The organism is Lysinibacillus sphaericus, from assembly GCF_015844675.1.
Classification (GTDB): Bacteria; Bacillota; Bacilli; order Bacillales_A; family Planococcaceae; genus Lysinibacillus; species Lysinibacillus sphaericus_E.
In genome coordinates, this window is record NZ_LDGC01000062.1 from 92,980 (window position 1) to 110,597 (window position 17,618).

The window sequence follows — 17,618 nt, forward strand, 5'->3', positions numbered from 1 at the left end:
ATGTGTAACTTTCGCTACAGTGAATATTTACTGTAAGAAGTTAAAGATCATCATCTATATCAATTACAATATCATAGATTAAAATGTCTTTTCAACTAGTATATGGCATCAGAATGAATAGTTTCTACTATGTTTATATTAAAAACTCTACTAAAATTAATATTTTATACCTAACGAATCACTTTGTACTACTTGTTAATTTGAAATAAAAAGAATATAAAGACCTGTTTATAAAGAATTATTAGTTTTTATTTATAAGTTTTAGTTAAATTTCTCTCATAAATAATATTTCTACAATTGATAACGGCTTAATCAATTTGTCCTAATGCCATTTACAAAAATCAATGCACCTACAAAATAAATAGCATTTTGATAAAATAACTACCAAGCATGCGAATAGGACATTAGAAAATCCCATTTTTCCTGTGTTTCACCAAAAGTAGCGGATGACATTTGTTAAAAACGTAAAAATGCCAGAAGATCAATGTTAATGGTCTTCTGGCGTTTTTTCTTGTTCTGTATTTGTTCTTAACTGAAATTCAGGTGTTCGCTCTAGCTGTTCAATAAATTTTTTAGTCTTAAAACGAATACCCGTTTGTTCCTCGTAAATGGTTGTAATTATTTTTTTAATAAAATATTTTGTTTCCTTTTTCAGGTCTAGTTTCCCAATCTGGTCAATTGGTACAGTATAGAACATCCGAATAAGCTTAAGCTGGGTCGGTGTTAATCGAATGATATAAGGATCCTGGTGATAACAGCGATGACACAAAAAACCACCCTGTGTAAAAGAAAATGCAAATTCACCGTCTACGGCACCACAAGCAGCACAAGCATGTAAAATAGGCTGTACACCTGTATAGGGTAGCATTTTCCATTCTACGAACAATGTAATAGCCTCCGGGTCATAACCTTCCTCAATGGCTTGTAATGCTTGTAGGAGCACATCAAATGCATATGGCTCAGGCTTCCCCTCTTCTACTACTCGCTCGACAAGTTCCATTATAAAACTTGCATATGCTGTTGCCATAATATCCTCACGAATATGGCGCATTGAATTGAGATGCTCACCTTGTTGCAATGTTCCCATACCAGTATGATGCTGCACCATAAACATGCCATACGTAAATGGCTGTGTCACAGATGCTAGTCTACTAGAAGGCTTCTTCGCTCCTCGAGCCATCGTCGCAACCTTACCCGCTTCTCTTGTTAGTAATGTTACAATTTTATTTGATTCTCCATATGCACGCACCTTTAGGACAATCCCTTCCCATTTATGAAGCATCGATCCCCCTCCTTTCTACAAGCTTCGCATGAAAATAGAGCTCTCCAATAAATTTATTGGACAGCTCCATTTAAAACTACAGCGACAATAAGATTGTTGTAAAGTTGCTTCTTACCTTTAAACAGATCCTATTAATATTCATCATCACGGAAACCGAAGTCACGTAAATGCGTTGATTTATTTCGCCAATCCTTTTGCACCTTTACCCAAAGCTCTAAATACACTTTTGAACCAAGAAGCATCTCAATATCTTTTCTTGCACGTATCCCTACTTCTTTTAATAGCGCACCACGTTTACCAATGACAATCCCTTTTTGCGAATCTCTTTCCACGATAATCGTTGCTGCTACACGAATTTTATCTTCATTTTCTTCATCACGGCGAATTTTATCAATCACAACAGCGATGGAATGAGGTATTTCTTCGCGCGTTAAATGCAACACTTTTTCACGGATTAACTCTGAAATAATGAAACGTTCAGGATGATCCGTTACTTGATCTGCTGGATAATATTGCGGACCCTCTGGTAAATATTTCGTTATTGTCGTTAATAAATCTTCTACATTATTCCCTTGTAATGCTGAAATCGGCACTATTTCAGCAAAGTCATAACGGTCTTTGTAGCTTTCAATAATCCCTATTAATTCATCAGGATGAATTTGATCGATTTTATTGATTACCAGGAAGACAGGCGTTGGATTACCTGCTAGCATTTCAAGGATGAATTCGTCACCCTTTCCAAGTTTCTGCTCTGCATTAACCATGAACATAATAACATCCACTTCACGCAATGTATTTTTAGAAACCTTTAGCATAAAATCCCCTAGCTTATGTTTCGGCTTGTGGATTCCTGGTGTATCTATAAAAATCATTTGGCTATCATTTGATGTTAGTACACCTTGTACTTTATTTCGTGTTGTTTGTGGCTTATCACTCATAATCGCAATTTTTTGACCAATAACACGGTTTAAAAATGTTGATTTCCCAACATTCGGTCGACCGATTATGGAGATAAAACCTGACTTATAGCCATTATTATTTTCCAGCATTCTCTAAATCCTCCGTTGTAAATGCAAACGGTAGTAATTCGCCTACAGACGTTACCGTGACATCACCTTTTAAATTTGTTAAATATACAGGCATAGTTGGCTTACAAAACTCAATCATCACTTGACGACAAGCTCCGCATGGCGCACACGGTCCATCCGTATCAGCTACAATAGCAATCGCCTCAAAATCATAAATACCTTCTGACACAGCTTTGAAAAATGCTGTACGCTCAGCACAATTCGTCATACTATAGCCTGCATTTTCAATATTGCAGCCATGAATGACCTCTCCATCTTTCGTTAAAATCGCCGCGCCAACTTTAAATTTTGAGTAAGGTACATAAGCCTTTTCACGCGCTTTTTTTGATTCTTCTAGTAATGCATGCATATCAATTGTCATCAATGTTCACCTCTACATAATCAATTTCGCCTCGGCGTAATTGCGTCCAGATTTCGAAATGTGACTAGGCCTGCACGAGGGCCGACACGATGTCGGTCATTCCCGTAATGCCACAGGACGTGGCGTTTTTACCGAGGCAGGTCAGCTAGCCGTTTTCGCAGTATGCAAAGTTGTTAGGCTAACATCCTTTGTACATTCCTTTCACAATCCGTGACATCCGCCGAGGCTTTATCTTCATTAATGAAGATAAATAGCTCATCACCTTAAAAGCGGGGTTGATTCCCGCTCCGGTTGGCACTTTCCTAAGGGTGTCAGATGAGCCCCAAGGAGTTGCCCAACTTCCACTCCAATCAACTTATAATTCATTTTAACAAATGACATCCCAAACTTTTGGTGAGTCTAATAAATCATAAATTCTCCAGCACAATTGCTACTACTTCATGACCGAATAGTAGTATTATAACCACTTCGGTATAAATATGAGTAATCCGATTATAGCACTGAATATCGCAAATACAAGTACTGCACCCGCAGCAAGATCTTTCGCCTGTTTAGCAAGCGGATGGATCGTAGGTGAAACTAAATCCACTACTCGTTCAATTGCTGTATTAATCATTTCAAGTGCAAACATTAAAGCAATTAATAACAATACAATATACCATTCTATACGTGATAAACCCGTAAAATAGCCAGCAATCAAAACTATTCCCGCACTAAGTAAGTGGGATTTAAAATTTTGCTCCGCACAGGCTGTAATAATACCTTTAAAGGCATACCCAAAAGAGCGTACAAATTTGCGAACATTCATTTATTCTCGTCCTAAGCCGAAAGATTGTAAAATCTCATCCTGCTTACCGAACATCACCTTTTCATCTTCTGGCACCATATGATCATAGCCAAGTAAATGTAAGAAACCGTGGACTGCTAAAAAGCCTAATTCTCGCTCAAATGTATGCCCATATTCCGCTGCTTGTTCTTTTGTACGATCTGTTGAAATAATAATATCTCCTAATATACGAGGCATCCCTTCAAATGTTACTTCCATTTCTCCCTCACCTAATTCCTCCAGGGCAAAAGAGATAACATCTGTCGGTTGATCCTTGTCACGATATTCTCGGTTTATTTCTTGAATCGCTTCATTTGTAACGAACGTCACAGACACTTCCGTTTCCGGTTCAATATTCTCTAGTTTAGCAGCTAGCTGCAAAAGCTTTTCAACAAGCTCCATATGCTCAGTAGCCACTTCATTTGTTTCATCTGTAAAATCAATTGTTAAAATCATAGATCCTCCTACTTATCTGCCTTTGGATATTCAATTCGTGAGTGGAAAATTCCATTCAACGTTTCACAAAGTGCTCTCTCTATACATTTTAACTCTTTTATCGAAATATCGCATTCATCAAACTGACTGTCTTGTACTCGATCATCAATAATTGCTCGTACCAACTTTTGAATTTTCTCTGCATTCGGTTCCTTCATCGATCGAACCGCTGCCTCAACGCTATCTGCAACACTAATAACTGCCGCTTCCTTCGTTTGTGGTTTCGGACCTGGATATCTGTACGTTGTATCATCTAAGCATTTTCCTTCTTCCTTCGCTTTAAAGTAGAAGTATTTTAACAAACTAGATCCGTGATGCTGCAAAGCAATATCAATAATTTCCTGTGGCATCTTATATCGTTTTAGCATTTCAGCTCCATCAGTAGTATGCGCAATTATAATTTCCGCGCTTTTTTCCGGAGACAATGAATCATGGGGATTAATACCAGACATTTGATTCTCGATGAAAAAGGCAGGACGCTTCGTTTTGCCAATATCATGATAATAGCATCCTACACGAGCTAGTAATCCATCTGCTCCAATTTCCTCACAAGCAGCCTCCGCTAAGTTCGCCACCATAACACTATGATGATATGTTCCCGGAGCCTCCATTAGTAATTTTTTCAGCAATGGATGGTTCGGGTTCGACAATTCAATTAAACGCAATGACGACAATAAGCTAAATGCTGATTCAAAGAATGGTAAGAGACCCATTGTAAGAGCTCCTGATAATAAAGCCGATATCATTGCCGCGATAAAGTAAAACACTAACTCTGACAAGCCATAGGAAGATTGTGTCATCAGTAAATAAAATGCAATAAATAACATATTTACGAGCCCTATAATACCTACACTATGTAGAATATGCGAACGCTTTTCCATACTTTGTAAAAAGAATAAACTCGCAAATCCTCCAAAAATTATATACAGTGTAATTTCCATCTGCATAACAGATGAATAACCCTCTTGGAATATAACACCCGCAGATGCTGCTGTCATAACCGTAATAAGAACCGCAGCCCGGTCATCCGCTAGTAACCGTACTAGCATTGTTGCCAAAGCTGTTGGGAAAAGGAAGGCAATCGTAACATCGAAACTTCCTGAGACTAGACTAATAAATTTCATCAGAAGGATCGATAAACTATAAACAATTACTGTTACCAACAGGGCATTACGTTTCTTGTACTCATCTATATGCCAGCGTTCGAATAAAACAAACATGAACATCATTTCAAGAAGTATTAAAATAATCAGCCCTGCAATCGGTTTCATCGATGCCTTATTACTTACCATACCAAGAAGTTCTAATTGTCGGAATGCCTCATTATCAATAATTTGACCTTCCTGTACGATGATTTGACCTTGAAGAATTCGAGTTGGTTCAACTGATTCCTTCACTTGTTCCTTTCGAATTTTCGTTTGTTCCTCGTTTATTGTCTCGTTTTCAATAATACTCGTACGACCAATTAAAACTACCGTATTAAATATTTTATCAGGATAGCCTCGTTGCCCACGAATTTTTGTCTCAAAATCATTTTGAGACGCAAACACATTTTCAGATCGAATGGATTTTTGTAAATATTCCTGTACGAGTTTTGATAGTTGCGTACTTGTTCTTTTTAAATCCGCCTCACTTTGTACTAACAATCCTTCTAGTTGTGAATCAGTGAAGACAATAGGCATTTGCTCTGAATCTATAGATTCAAGTTTTTTACGAAGCTGCGCCACTTGATCGACAACAGGAATAGGTTCTTTGCTACTCTCAACATCTGCTTTTACCTCAAGAACATAGTCGAATAAAGACGTTACAATCGAAGCTCGCTGTTTAGCAACATCTGCAGAAAATTGATAGACTGGCGCAACTGCATTTGTTGCTTTTTCTCGTTCCTGTTGCGTTTTATAAGTATCTTCTATCGTTTTAGTAGATCGTACGGTTTCAGGCGCTAGTTGTAATGGTTTAAAATCATATGTAACACCTTTAACATTGCCATACATAAAAGTAAATTGTAGGGCTCCTGTTAAGATGAGAACGACAATTAAAAAGTAGCGAAAGCCAATAAGTTCTGTTATTTTTTTTAATTGTTTCTCCATCTTGCACCTCCTCTATCTACCTTCTATCATACCAATTCAAAAAACATTTTTCCCGAAAAATGTATAAGAAAGTAAAAAAACAGCTATACACATCGTATAGCCGTCACAAATTTTTCCATTTTTAAACCATTTTCTATTTGTTTGTTCTTTTATATCCGCGGCTAAGCTTATAATGCAGACTTTCTAAAACCGTTGCACCTGTCGTTACGTTTCACTTCACTTTCGGTGCAGACTTTAATATGACCGCTAAGCGGTCATATTAAAGTTGCTGCTCTTCGTAGGCTTGGATGATTTTTGCTACGATTGGGTGGCGTACTACATCACCTTGTTCTAAAATTTGGAAATGTATAGATTTTACGTACTTTAATGTTCGTTCTGCTACGATTAATCCAGATTCCATATTTTTTGGTAGGTCAATTTGTGTTTTGTCGCCGGTAATGACCATTTTCGAGCCAAATCCTAGTCGCGTTAAAAACATTTTCATTTGCTGATGCGTCGTATTTTGAGCTTCATCTAAAATAACAAAGGCATCATCTAATGTGCGACCACGCATATATGCTAAAGGCGCAATTTCTATTGTGCCTCGTTCAATAAGCCTTTGTGTTTGTTCTGATCCGTAAATATCGTTTAAAGCGTCATAAAGAGGGCGTAAATATGGATCTACCTTTTCCTTCAAATCCCCCGGAAGAAAGCCTAGTGACTCGCCTGCCTCTACTGCAGGGCGTGTTAAAATAATACGCTTAACGTGCCCGTTTTTTAGCGCCTGTGTTGCCATGACTACCGCTAAATACGTTTTCCCAGTACCGGCTGGTCCGATACCAAAAACAACGTCTTTATGACGGATTGCTTGTATGTATTCTCGTTGACCTATTGTCTTTGCACGAATAGGTTTACCTTTCGTCGTGCGAGCTATTTCTTCATCATAAAGTTCTGCAAAGTATTCAATCGTTCCTTTTTGTGTCATTTCAATTGCTGTTGCAACATCACGTTGATCAATATTAATTCCTTTACGAATGACCTTTAAAAGAGCATGTAAAAGGAATGTTGCTTGTTCCTTTGCATCCTCTTCACCAGCAAGCTGAATTTGTTCACCACGTGTAATAATATGGACTTTTAGAGCCTCTTCGATTAATTTCATATTTGCATCGGAAATTCCGAGTAGCATGACCGCTTCGTTTGGATTATCCACTTGTAATACAGTTAAATGTTCTGACATAATCATTCTCCTTGTAGGCCTTGTATTGGACTGGCAATGTTTTCATTGACTAAAAATAGAACTTTCCCTTCAACTGTACCATTCCCCCACTTTACCTGTAAAAGGTTTTCTTTTTTAATAACCGTTTTCGCAGGTAGTGAACGAAGTACCTTTTCATGAAGCAATGGTATGAGCAATGAATCTATTTTGGATTCATTAAGCTCTACTTGCACTTTTTTTGTGTACTGCTCCTCAACAACCGAAACATATGGATCTAGCCAATCAGGTAAATCTTTCTTTTGCACATAGTCAACTTTATCTTTTTTTTCATGAATGCCTTTCACTAATACGCGCCACTGCTTTTGTTGTAGCGTTTCCATCGTTAGTTTTGTTGGAATTTTAAATGAACATTCAAGCCAATAATCTGCGTAAACTTCTCCCTTAGCCCCAACAAAGACTTGATCTTCACCACTTTCAATTACACCGCTCACGAGAACATCACCTTCGTAAGCCGTATCGTTAACTGAAATTTTCCGTTCTCCATTTTGAATATTAAAGTGAGTAATTACACCACTTTTTGTTGCTACTAAATGCTCCGCTAACTTTTCATTCGTTTGTTTAGTTTGTTTCGGGGACTCCTGAGGTCGTAAAATTACACGTCCACCGTATTTTTCAATATGCACCCACGAAAGGTCTCGATGCCCTTCTAATAGCTTCTGTCGCATGACTGCATCTGAGGGTAAGCTTTTTTTAGAAATGGGTGTTTCTAATTGAAAGGTATCTTGAAAGGTCTTTCCTAGACGCTCCTCTAACTCCGGTGTTGCCGCTTTAATATCAATCCGCCAAATAACCTGCGCACATAGTAATGGTATTAATATCATCAACGCTAGGCCAAGCAAAGTCCAAAGCTGCGCTCGAAAAACTTGAAGTTCATCTGAATAATAGATCGCCATTTTTAGTCGGTAACGCCTACGCACACGTCGAATCTTTGGTAGATAATGCATAGTTGTTTCAAAGGCAACCTCTTGCTCACGAAAAACAACACGCTTTAATGGCACATGTTGTGCATGCAATGCTTGAATAAAAGGATGAACATTTTCATGACGCTTTATACGTATGATAATTGGCCGATTATTCCACATTATCGCTCACACCCATATTCTTTGTCATTTTCATCTGAAGCTCCTGTAAATCCTCTACAGAAAGATGCAGCATATCTTCTTTAAGAGCATTAATTTCTACTGATTTTCCACGCACAGTAATATGATAGTCTGCATAGATAAAAGAGCACGATGAAGCATCAGCATGTAGAAAACGATACGGGCCAATGATTTTTAGTGTTTCATATTGTAATAATTCAAGTAGTGGCGTTAATTGAAATAGTTTTCTCATAAAAAAATGCCTCCTTCTTCGGCAATATATGCACCGAAAAAGGAGGACATGCTAGTTATTTTCTTTTTGCTTTTGGAGGGCCTAAAACTTCTGCCATTACAACAGCCTGCATGAATGATTTTTTTGATTTCGGTAATTGAAAAGCCGATTGTGATTCAGTTACTTCCGCGACTTTCTTTCCAGCTGCCAAACGGCCAATACTTTCTCTATTCGAAGTACGACCCACTTTCTCAGTCGGGACTAAAGAGGGAGCTACATAGCTCGGTGTTTTTTCAATTACTGTTTTTTCGACATTTTTTTCGGCTCTTCGAATGGGGGCTGTTCATTTTCCCATTCACCTAAAAATCCACGTGCAAAATCCTCAAAACTCTGTGGTTTAGATTGTTGCTGTTGCGTCACCTCTGCTCTTTTTATAACAGGAGGCTCTACTTGTGAATCCTTGTTAAAAGGAGGCATTGGTTTTTGTTCTTTCTTTTTTGATTTACCGAAAATAGAGCTGACTATGGCAATTATCACAAATATAATTAATTGTTCCATTAACTAGTACCGCTCCTTTCAGTTTTTTATTGGTTGGATTCATTAGTTTCTGATTTATCTGAGCCTACTTTAGAAATGGAGTCTCGCATCGCTGTATCTGCTTGAATGTTACGGTAGTTCATGTAATCCATAATACCAAGATTACCCGAACGTAGAGCCTCTGCCATAGCCTGTGGTACTTCAGCTTCAGCTTCTACTACTTTCGCTTTCATCTCTTGTACGCGTGCAATCATTTCTTGCTCGTTCGCTACAGCCATTGCACGACGTTCTTCAGCCTTAGCTTGTGCAATGTTTTTATCAGCCTGTGCTTGTTCAATTTGTAATTCAGCACCGATGTTTTTGCCGATGTCAACATCAGCAATATCGATCGATAAGATTTCAAATGCCGTACCTGAATCTAAACCTTTTGATAAAACAGTTTGAGAAATCATATCAGGGTTTTCTAAAACTTCTGTATGATGCACAGCCGAACCAATTGTCGAAACGATCCCCTCACCTACACGAGCAATAACCGTTTCTTCACCAGCACCACCGACTAAACGCTCAATGTTTGCTCGTACAGTAATACGTGCCTTCGCTTTTACTTCAATCCCGTTCATCGCAACACCTGAAATAAATGGTGTTTCAATAACTTTCGGGTTAACAGACATTTGTACCGCTTCTAATACGTCACGTCCCGCTAAATCAATAGCTGCACAACGTTCAAATGATAACTCAATATTTGCACGATGAGCCGCGATTAACGCATTTACTACACGGTCAACATTACCACCTGCTAAATAGTGACTTTCAAGTTGATTGATCGTAACAGGTAATCCTGCTTTATGTGCTTTTATTAAAGGGTTCACGATTCGTGATGGGATTACACGACGTAAACGCATACCGATTAATGTGAAAATACTAACACGGACACCTGCAGCAAGTGCAGAAATCCATAGCGCCACTGGTACAAAGGTAAAGAATACCGCGACTACAATGAATAATAAGACTAGCCCTGCAATTGGACCTATTAAACCTAAATCAAAACCCATTTACTATTCCTCCATCTCTTTTTCTGTTCGTCTCACAACAACTCGTGAGCCCTCTACTTTAATAACTTCTACATGATTCCCAGCATCAACATAGCCACCTTCCGATACTACGTCAATGCGTTCACTACCAAATAACATTGTACCCGCCGGACGAAGGGGTGTAATCGCTTTACCCACTTTTCCAAGCAGCTCTGTGCGATTCACGTTAGATACATAGCCCTCTTCCGTCGTTGTCGCATCCATCAAGACAAGCTTGTTTAAAACATGCAATTTTTTACCGAAAAATTTCATCAAGATCACCATTCCTATTATCGCTACAACAAATGCAATGAAAATCGCTATAATCATTTGCATCATGTTTGCACCTGCCAGTATCAGACTTAGTAATATTAGCGCACCACCTAAAATACCAACAATACCACCGGGGACAAAAAACTCCGCTATAACAAGCGCTAAACCTACAATAAATAAAAGTAATGTCTCATAACCTGCCAAGCCCGCCACCATATGACCGAAGAAAAATAATCCTAGCGCTGACAATCCCATTATACCCGGAACACCAAAACCTGGCGAATATAGCTCAACTACAAGCCCCAAGCTTGCAATCGACAATAAAATCGGCACAATAATCGGATTTGTAATAAAACGAGCAAGTTTTTCAGCAAAAGTTGGTTCTACTGGAACGATGTCACTGCCTGTTAATTTCGTTACTTTTAAGAGATCTTGGAAATTTGAAACTGTCCCTTTAGAATAACCAACTTTTTCTGCCTCCGAAGCCGATAAAGTTAATAATTTCCCTTTTTCAGCTCGAAATTCTGGTAAATCAACAGATGATGCATCAGCCATTGCTCGTGCATATTTTGGATCGCGTTTTTTTGATTCTGCAGCCGCCTCCATTTGAGCAACCCATGCACTATGAGCCTTTAAATCTGCTGCATTTCCTGCTGAATCAATAACTGCAGCTGCCCCGATTGTTCCATTTGGCACCATGTAGATTTCATCCGCATGTAAGGCTAAAAAGGCACCTGCAGAATGAGCATCTTTGTTAATATACGCAATTTTACGTATATCCGTTGCATCCATAAGCATTGCAATATCACCTGCTGCATTCACAAAACCACCAGGTGTATGAATGTCTAAAATAATCGCTTCTGCATTGTTTTCTTCCGCCTCTTTAAAAGCTCGTTCTAAAAATGCGTGAAGTCCTCTTTCTACTTCATTATGAATTGGTATGTGGTAGACCTTGCTACTTGCAAAAGCAGACGTTAATGGAAACGCTAACAAAAATGTCATCCAAATAACTAGTAAATAGCTGAGGATTCTCCGTCTTCGCATCTTTTTCCCTCCCTTCTAACATGCTTCTCTCCTGTATATACGACTGACTATGCAAAAAGTTTCATAAATCTTAATAATTTTGTTATATAGTGAATTATTAACTTATGTGGCCCTAATATAACCGGATATAGCTTCTACAATAAGTATGTAACATAAAAGCCGAATGAATCACAAAGATCACATTCGGCTTCTCCAATATGTACGTAAAATTGAGCTAATGTAAAATACCTGAAATTAACCGATATGCGATTAATTTCAGGTATATTTTTGTCTGCTCAGTGAATCATACAATTGCGTGTTATGAACGTAGGGATTTTTAATGGGAAATTAAATTACCACTTACGTTTACGTGCAGCTTCTGATTTCTTTTTACGTTTTACGCTAGGTTTTTCGTAGAACTCGCGCTTTCTAACTTCTTGAATTGTACCACTTTTTGATACAGTACGTTTGAAGCGGCGAAGAGCATCTTCAAGCGATTCGTTTTTGCGAACGACAGTTTTTGACATCTCTCTTTCCCTCCCTCCGAACACACGTCAATACACAAATAGGCTAATAACCATTTGCTGTGTACTAAAGAATTATAACGTATTGTCTAAAAATGGTCAATAGAAAGTGTACGAATTAATCTGGTGAATTTTTGGTTTTTTTCCCTTAAGAATTTTCAGCTCACTTTTGGACAACAATAAACATACAATTTTATTAATTATAGGTTCAATGAGGAGAATAAAATGAAAACATTTATCAATAAATTAAATCCTCCAAAAGCGCTTGTTCTGGGCTTCGCCATCATCATTTTAATCGGAACATTTTTCTTAACGCTCCCCATTGCAACGGTCGATGCTAAAGGTCTTTCATTTTTAGATGCTCTATTTACCGCTACCTCTGCTACTTGTGTAACAGGACTGGTTGTTGTAGATACTGGCGATACATTTTCGATATTTGGAGAATTAGTTATTCTTTTTCTTATCCAAATTGGCGGATTGGGCTTTATGACATTTGCGACGTTATTATTTTTACTATTAGGAAAAAAAATTTCTTTAAAAGAACGACTTTTGTTAAAAGAGGCATTTAATAACGTTACAATAGCTGGCCTAGTTAAATTAGTTAAAAGAATCCTGTTATTTACTGCATTAATTGAATTGATAGGTGGCTTCATTTTATCTATTCGTTTTTCGTTCGATATGCCTGTAGGCAAAGCCTTTTACTTCGGATTTTTCCATGCCATCTCGAATTTTAATAATGCTGGGTTCGATATAATGGGTAACTTTAAGAGCTTAACAGAGTATGCAGATGATCCTTTCGTTGTATTCACTATTTGTGCACTTATTACGATTGGGGGCTTAGGATTTATTGTTATTAATGAACTATATGAATATCGCGGAACGAAGCGACTTTCAGTGCATACAAAAATTGTTTTATCTACAACGTTTATTTTAACAATCGGCTCGACGCTATTAATTTTCTTATTTGAATACAACAATAGTAAAAGCATTGGCCCACTATCTGAATGGGGCAAAATTCTTGGTTCATTATACCAAGCCGTTACACCTAGAACTGCTGGCTCTAATACCCTCCCTATTGGTGATTTAACACATTCAACATTATTTTTAATCATTTGGTTAATGTTCATCGGAGGAGGTTCTGGATCAACTGCTGGAGGTATTAAAATAACGACTTTCGCTGTTTTAGTTGCTACGATGTGGTGTCAAATGAAAGGGAAAGAAGATGTAGTGCTTTTTAAGCGTAGAATTGTTAATGAAACGATTTTGAAAGCTTTAACAGTTACAATGTGTGGGATGATGATTGTCGTAATCGTTACCATCGTCTTAAGTCTTATTGAACAACGTCATAGTTTTATGATGTATTTATTTGAGGCTACTTCTGCATTCGGAACAGCTGGACTTACAATGGGGCTAACTCCCGAGCTATCAACCGGCGGCCGTCTTCTGATTATATTAACAATGTTTGTAGGAAGATTAGGCCCCTTAACAATTGCTTTTGCCATTACAAATCGTCGAAAAACGGAGGCATTCCGTCATCCAAAAGGAAAGATTATGATTGGCTAACCATAATAAAGGAGCGATGCATACAATGACGATCAAACAATATGCTGTTATAGGTCTAGGTAGGTTTGGTGTAAGCGTAGCCCGCAAATTATATGAAGCTGGGAATGAAGTTTTAGGAATCGATATTAATGAGGAAAAAGTCGAAGATGCTGAACCTTATGTTACACACGCAGTAGTTGCTGATACGACAGAAGAAAAAGCACTTAACTCCATTGGAATCAGAAATTTTGATTGTGTCATTGTCGCTATAGGTATTGATATGCAATCAAGTATTTTAACGGTCTCATTATTAAAGGAGATAGGCATAAAAAAAATAATTGCAAAGGCTCTCGGCAAAAGACATGGACAGGTTTTAGAAAAGGTTGGTGCTGATTGGGTTATTTACCCTGAAAGAGATATGGGTGAGCGAGTAGCTAATCAGCTTCTTTCACCAAACATGCTAAATTATATTGAATTATCAAAGGAATACAGTATAGAGGAAATTATGATTCCTTCTAAAATGACCGGACAAAGTTTACGGGATTTAGACATTCGGTCGAAATATAATGTCAGTGTTATTGCCATAGTTCGGGATGGTAATATTACCATCTTACCCTCTCCTGATCAGATTATTGAAGAAAGCGATCTATTAGTTATGATTGGCCATAGAAAGGATCTTACTATATTTTCAAATGTTGAATAGATAAAAGACAAAATATCGAAGGTTGTGTCCAAAGATGATTTCCCCCTTGAAACAGCCTTCGATATTTTTCAGAAGATTTTCTTGCTATCCCTATCGTCTTTTAAAATCTCTACAGCTTCTCTGAAACGTTGAGAATGAACAACTTCTCGTTCACGTAAAAATTTCAAGCTATCATTTAAATCAGTGTCATCTGATAAATCAATAATCCACTGATATGTCGCCCTTGCTTTTTCTTCAGCTGCAATATCCTCATACAAATCAGCAATCGGATCCCCTTTTGCCTGAATATAAGTTGCCGTAAACGGTGATCCAGCTGCATTCTGATAAAATAATGCCCTGTCATGATTAACATAGTGCTCTCCCAGACCTGCCTCTTTTAGCATCTCTGGAGTAGCATCCTTCGTCAGTTTATAAATCATCGTGGCAATCATTTCTAAGTGAGAAAACTCCTCTGTCGCTATATCAGTTAACAGTCCAACTACTTTATCGGGAATCGTATAGCGCTGATTCATATATCGAAGTGCTGCCGCTAATTCCCCGTCTGCACCACCATACTGCTCAATTAAATACTTAGCCAGCATAGGGTTGCACGTACTCACCCTTACTGGATACTGGAGCTTTTTTTCATAATACCACAAAAATAGTTCCTCCTAATTACTCATAATCAATTATGCCTGGAGCATAATTGCATTCAGAATCAGCTTTTGGCGTGCACAAAAAACTCCTAATATATTCGATAGCCGACGTTTCACTTTCAATAAAAAATTAAACTTGCCATGGCCAAGGTGTATCTATCCAATTAAACGGATAATTTGAATAACTTCTCCCAAAATTCATAAGCGGACCAAATTTCTGTTCAAATTCAACCTTAAGTCGCATACTGATTTCAGTGTTTTCGTTAAATTGCTGAATAGCATCAAAATCGTGAGGATGAGTATCTAAATAAAGATTTAATTCCACTATTACAAAATCAATGGCTTGGATTTCTTCAAGTAGCGTATAAAATTCGGGTGGCATCTCCTTACTCATTCTTTATCCCTCCTTGTTGGGGATTTGGATAGGGGCTAAATAATTGAGGCCATAACGTGCCAGATCTGAGAGCTTCTCTAGGGGTTGGATATTGCGGTAGCCCAGGCGGTTGAAAACCCATATATAATTGAGGCGGTGTTGAAAAACTTTTAACCCTTATAGGTGGACATGGATCGAACGGACCAACAAAAGGCTTCCAATACTTATATTGAGTAAACATTGTATCCTCCCTTCTGTATCAATTACATCAGTGGAGTATATGAGGTACATTTAATTTTTATTCAGACGTGTTACGATTTGGAGAAAATCAAATTGTTATGGACTATGTATCGAATCCGTCTTCAAACCTCTCTTACATAGCAATTAAAAACTAATCTAATCTAAAGGTAAAGGATGTTTGAAAACTGTTTTATTTGTAGATCTTTATTATCGTAGGAAATAATTCGCGTATGATGTATAAGTACGAACACGTAATATAACTCGCATTTAAAAAAATTCGAGCTATATTTTATGTTTAGTTTGGTAGGGCCTCTTTGCCCATCAGACGCACAGAAACATTACACCGTATTATTTTTAGGCTGTTCTCTCAGATTGTTGCTGTAAAACATAAAGACAAGTAGCCGGATGAAGAAGAGAAATTTACTGGGAGAAGGATGCATCCATTTAAAGCAGAAAACGGCAGCAAAAAAGAGTTAATCCAACGAAGTGAACTGAACCCTATTTTGTAGACAGTTTAATAAAAAGGGATGTAGTTTTAAGTTAAGCCGCAATGAGTTGGCTTCGGTAAGTTGCCGGAGCCATCTTTTTTAATGTCCATTGCTTTCGTGTGTGATTATAATGGTCCATATAGTCCATCACTATTGTGTGTAATTCTGCCAAACTTTCTGCTTGTTTATAATCTACTTCATCTTTGAAATGACCAAAGAACGATTCTATTGGCGCATTATCAAGACAATTTCCTCTGCGGGACATCGACTGAAGAAGTCCCATTTCTTTTACACGCTGCTGATATTCTGGGTGTGTATAATGAATACCTTGGTCCGAGTGAATCATCGCTTCTGGATGGAGATTGCCGTCTAGATGTGTTTTTAACTTTTCAAGCGTCTTATAGACAAGGGACATCTTTAACGTAGTAGATAATTCATATGCTACAATTTCTCGTGTTGCGACATCTTTCACGCATGATAAATACGCCCTTTGACCACCTCTATATTGCAGATACGTAATATCTGTTAAGAATACTTTTCCTGGCTCCTCTTGCTTAAATGCACGGTTTAAATGGTTCGGTATACGGCGATGCGCCTCTGTTGCTTTTTCTAACAGACGATATGGATTCGCACGACGTACTTTTGCATATAAATTGAACTTACGCATCAGACGAAGAATCTTTTTATGGTTCATCGGTGTGTCCAGCACATCTACCAGTGCCATATAAAATCCACGATAACCAATTTTCCCTTTCGCTTGATCATAAATTGATTTTAATAAGATGTAATCTTGATAATCAGCTTCTTCACGTAAAGCGTGTTTCTCCCTATTTTGAAGCCACTTATAATAGCCGCTTGGACTGACATTCGCTACCTGACAAAGATGACGAGTCATATTTTTTAATTGATATAAACGAATCGTTTCATTGATGGCTTGGTATTTCTCTTTTGGTGTTAAAAACGATTCTTCTTCGCCTGCCTTTCCATTTCGTCGAGCTTTTTTAACAGATTAAGTTCTGCCTCTAATAGTTGAATACGCGCTTCCGCTTTCTCAAGTTTTTTTTCTGCGGATAAGTTTTCAAGGCGTGGACGACCAGTACTCTCTTTTCCACGACGTTCCTCGTAAAAGCCTTCCTTACCATGTGTTTGATATGTTTTCTTCCAACGGCTAATTGCACTTTGAGCTTTCTTAATTCCTATCAGCTCTAAGTCAAATCCTGCTTCTCTGAAGATTTGGACTGGACCTTTTCCTTGTAAATTTGCCTGAACAGCTTTCAATTTAAAGTCGGCTGTATATTGAATTGAGCGGTCGGATACTGAGGCGACATTTGGATTCGCTTCAATTTGTCTGCGTTGGTGCTCGTTAAAAATTATTTTACTCATGATGTTCTCCCGTTCATAAATGGTATGGTTAGTATAACGGGGTTTTCAAACGTTGAAAATAGAAAAACCCCGAATAGGTCCACTTTTTTTAAAGTGTCCACTATTCGGGGTTCAGTTCA

At 37.9% G+C, this 17,618-nt stretch carries 19 protein-coding genes; 2 read left to right on the forward strand and 17 right to left on the reverse strand.

The features are described 5' to 3' along the window. Nucleotides 1-487 precede the first annotated feature (487 nt). The 13 genes from recO to rpsU all read right to left on the reverse strand — a co-directional run bounded on the left by recO (nucleotide 488) and on the right by rpsU (nucleotide 12,138). Nucleotides 488-1,282: a DNA repair protein RecO gene (gene recO / locus ABE34_RS15565; RefSeq protein WP_197143414.1), complete on the reverse strand. Its 795-nt coding sequence runs from the start codon at nucleotides 1,280-1,282 to the stop codon at nucleotides 488-490. Between the two features lie 131 nt (nucleotides 1,283-1,413). Beyond that, nucleotides 1,414-2,331, reverse strand: a complete 918-nt coding sequence (era, locus tag ABE34_RS15570; protein ID WP_197143415.1) for a GTPase Era — start codon at nucleotides 2,329-2,331, stop codon at nucleotides 1,414-1,416. Next, on the reverse strand, nucleotides 2,318-2,731 hold the full coding sequence (locus ABE34_RS15575) for a cytidine deaminase (RefSeq protein ID WP_197143416.1): 414 nt from the start codon (nucleotides 2,729-2,731) through the stop codon (nucleotides 2,318-2,320). Before ABE34_RS15575 ends, era begins: the two co-directional genes overlap by 14 nt. A gap of 457 nt (nucleotides 2,732-3,188) precedes the next feature. Then, nucleotides 3,189-3,539, reverse strand: a complete 351-nt coding sequence (locus ABE34_RS15580) for a diacylglycerol kinase family protein (RefSeq protein WP_197143417.1) — start codon at nucleotides 3,537-3,539, stop codon at nucleotides 3,189-3,191. Then, nucleotides 3,540-4,013 carry an rRNA maturation RNase YbeY gene (ybeY, locus tag ABE34_RS15585; protein ID WP_079563471.1) on the reverse strand — a complete coding sequence of 158 codons (474 nt, stop codon included), beginning with the start codon at nucleotides 4,011-4,013 and terminating at the stop codon, nucleotides 3,540-3,542. A gap of 8 nt (nucleotides 4,014-4,021) precedes the next feature. Beyond that, nucleotides 4,022-6,142: an HD family phosphohydrolase gene (locus ABE34_RS15590; protein WP_197143418.1), complete on the reverse strand. Its 2,121-nt coding sequence runs from the start codon at nucleotides 6,140-6,142 to the stop codon at nucleotides 4,022-4,024. A 259-nt stretch (nucleotides 6,143-6,401) separates the two neighbouring features. Continuing rightward, nucleotides 6,402-7,358, reverse strand: a complete 957-nt coding sequence (locus ABE34_RS15595) for a PhoH family protein (RefSeq protein WP_079563473.1) — start codon at nucleotides 7,356-7,358, stop codon at nucleotides 6,402-6,404. 2 nt (nucleotides 7,359-7,360) lie between these two features. After that, entirely contained in the window at nucleotides 7,361-8,479 is a 1,119-nt protein-coding gene (locus ABE34_RS15600) for a sporulation protein YqfD (protein WP_197143419.1), read from the reverse strand. Further along, entirely contained in the window at nucleotides 8,469-8,729 is a 261-nt protein-coding gene (locus tag ABE34_RS15605) for a hypothetical protein (protein ID WP_079563475.1), read from the reverse strand. Before ABE34_RS15605 ends, ABE34_RS15600 begins: the two co-directional genes overlap by 11 nt. A gap of 276 nt (nucleotides 8,730-9,005) precedes the next feature. Further along, a complete protein-coding gene (locus ABE34_RS25180) occupies nucleotides 9,006-9,266 on the reverse strand; it encodes a hypothetical protein (protein WP_241756709.1) in 261 nt (86 codons plus the stop codon). A 26-nt stretch (nucleotides 9,267-9,292) separates the two neighbouring features. Beyond that, complete coding sequence (gene floA, locus ABE34_RS15615) at nucleotides 9,293-10,297, reverse strand: flotillin-like protein FloA (RefSeq protein ID WP_197143420.1); 1,005 nt, start codon at nucleotides 10,295-10,297, stop codon at nucleotides 9,293-9,295. 3 nt (nucleotides 10,298-10,300) lie between these two features. Beyond that, nucleotides 10,301-11,632 (reverse strand): NfeD family protein, encoded by a 1,332-nt coding sequence (locus ABE34_RS15620; RefSeq protein ID WP_197143421.1) that lies wholly within the window; start codon nucleotides 11,630-11,632, stop codon nucleotides 10,301-10,303. A 332-nt stretch (nucleotides 11,633-11,964) separates the two neighbouring features. After that, nucleotides 11,965-12,138 (reverse strand): 30S ribosomal protein S21, encoded by a 174-nt coding sequence (rpsU, locus tag ABE34_RS15625; protein WP_004227078.1) that lies wholly within the window; start codon nucleotides 12,136-12,138, stop codon nucleotides 11,965-11,967. 222 nt (nucleotides 12,139-12,360) lie between these two features. Here rpsU and ABE34_RS15630 point away from each other — a divergent pair, with 222 nt between their 5' ends. After that, the gene (locus tag ABE34_RS15630; RefSeq protein ID WP_197143422.1) at nucleotides 12,361-13,698 is read left to right on the forward strand and encodes a TrkH family potassium uptake protein; all 1,338 of its coding nucleotides are present in this window, start codon (nucleotides 12,361-12,363) and stop codon (nucleotides 13,696-13,698) included. A gap of 25 nt (nucleotides 13,699-13,723) precedes the next feature. Continuing rightward, nucleotides 13,724-14,380 carry a potassium channel family protein gene (locus ABE34_RS15635; protein ID WP_197143423.1) on the forward strand — a complete coding sequence of 219 codons (657 nt, stop codon included), beginning with the start codon at nucleotides 13,724-13,726 and terminating at the stop codon, nucleotides 14,378-14,380. 68 nt (nucleotides 14,381-14,448) lie between these two features. Here ABE34_RS15635 and ABE34_RS15640 read toward each other — a convergent pair whose 3' ends face one another. The 4 genes from ABE34_RS15640 to ABE34_RS15655 all read right to left on the reverse strand — a co-directional run bounded on the left by ABE34_RS15640 (nucleotide 14,449) and on the right by ABE34_RS15655 (nucleotide 17,499). Further along, on the reverse strand, nucleotides 14,449-15,018 hold the full coding sequence (locus ABE34_RS15640; protein WP_079563480.1) for a manganese catalase family protein: 570 nt from the start codon (nucleotides 15,016-15,018) through the stop codon (nucleotides 14,449-14,451). Nucleotides 15,019-15,145: 127 nt separating this feature from the next. Continuing rightward, nucleotides 15,146-15,409, reverse strand: coding sequence for a spore coat protein CotJB (locus ABE34_RS15645; protein ID WP_079563481.1), 264 nt, complete (start codon nucleotides 15,407-15,409; stop codon nucleotides 15,146-15,148). After that, nucleotides 15,402-15,629: a spore coat associated protein CotJA gene (locus ABE34_RS15650; RefSeq protein ID WP_197143424.1), complete on the reverse strand. Its 228-nt coding sequence runs from the start codon at nucleotides 15,627-15,629 to the stop codon at nucleotides 15,402-15,404. The genes ABE34_RS15645 and ABE34_RS15650 overlap by 8 nt, the downstream gene beginning before the upstream one ends. 539 nt (nucleotides 15,630-16,168) lie before the next feature. Then, nucleotides 16,169-17,499, reverse strand: a protein-coding gene (locus ABE34_RS15655; RefSeq protein WP_197143425.1) for an IS3 family transposase whose coding sequence is annotated in 2 segments (ribosomal slippage) — nucleotides 16,169-17,121 and nucleotides 17,121-17,499 — 1,332 coding nt in all. Because the reading frame shifts where the segments join, the coding sequence is not laid out codon by codon here. Nucleotides 17,500-17,618: the final 119 nt, after the last annotated feature.

Bases quoted from the DNA above. Each gene is read 5' to 3' on its own strand.
- ABE34_RS15645 (WP_079563481.1), bottom strand. From the start codon at position 15,409: ATGAGTAAGGAGATGCCACCCGAATTTTATACGCTACTTGAAGAAATC.
- ABE34_RS15600 (WP_197143419.1), bottom strand. From the start codon at position 8,479: ATGTGGAATAATCGGCCAATTATCATACGTATAAAGCGTCATGAAAAT.
- ABE34_RS15605 (WP_079563475.1), bottom strand. From the start codon at position 8,729: ATGAGAAAACTATTTCAATTAACGCCACTACTTGAATTATTACAATAT.
- ABE34_RS15595 (WP_079563473.1), bottom strand. From the start codon at position 7,358: ATGTCAGAACATTTAACTGTATTACAAGTGGATAATCCAAACGAAGCG.
- ybeY (WP_079563471.1), bottom strand. From the start codon at position 4,013: ATGATTTTAACAATTGATTTTACAGATGAAACAAATGAAGTGGCTACT.
- floA (WP_197143420.1), bottom strand. From the start codon at position 10,297: ATGGGTTTTGATTTAGGTTTAATAGGTCCAATTGCAGGGCTAGTCTTA.
- ABE34_RS15580 (WP_197143417.1), bottom strand. From the start codon at position 3,539: ATGAATGTTCGCAAATTTGTACGCTCTTTTGGGTATGCCTTTAAAGGT.
- ABE34_RS15630 (WP_197143422.1), top strand. From the start codon at position 12,361: ATGAAAACATTTATCAATAAATTAAATCCTCCAAAAGCGCTTGTTCTG.
- ABE34_RS15590 (WP_197143418.1), bottom strand. From the start codon at position 6,142: ATGGAGAAACAATTAAAAAAAATAACAGAACTTATTGGCTTTCGCTAC.
- era (WP_197143415.1), bottom strand. From the start codon at position 2,331: ATGCTGGAAAATAATAATGGCTATAAGTCAGGTTTTATCTCCATAATC.
- ABE34_RS15650 (WP_197143424.1), bottom strand. From the start codon at position 15,629: ATGTTTACTCAATATAAGTATTGGAAGCCTTTTGTTGGTCCGTTCGAT.
- ABE34_RS15620 (WP_197143421.1), bottom strand. From the start codon at position 11,632: ATGCGAAGACGGAGAATCCTCAGCTATTTACTAGTTATTTGGATGACA.
- recO (WP_197143414.1), bottom strand. From the start codon at position 1,282: ATGCTTCATAAATGGGAAGGGATTGTCCTAAAGGTGCGTGCATATGGA.
- ABE34_RS15575 (WP_197143416.1), bottom strand. From the start codon at position 2,731: ATGACAATTGATATGCATGCATTACTAGAAGAATCAAAAAAAGCGCGT.
- ABE34_RS15635 (WP_197143423.1), top strand. From the start codon at position 13,724: ATGACGATCAAACAATATGCTGTTATAGGTCTAGGTAGGTTTGGTGTA.
- ABE34_RS25180 (WP_241756709.1), bottom strand. From the start codon at position 9,266: ATGGAACAATTAATTATATTTGTGATAATTGCCATAGTCAGCTCTATT.
- rpsU (WP_004227078.1), bottom strand. From the start codon at position 12,138: ATGTCAAAAACTGTCGTTCGCAAAAACGAATCGCTTGAAGATGCTCTT.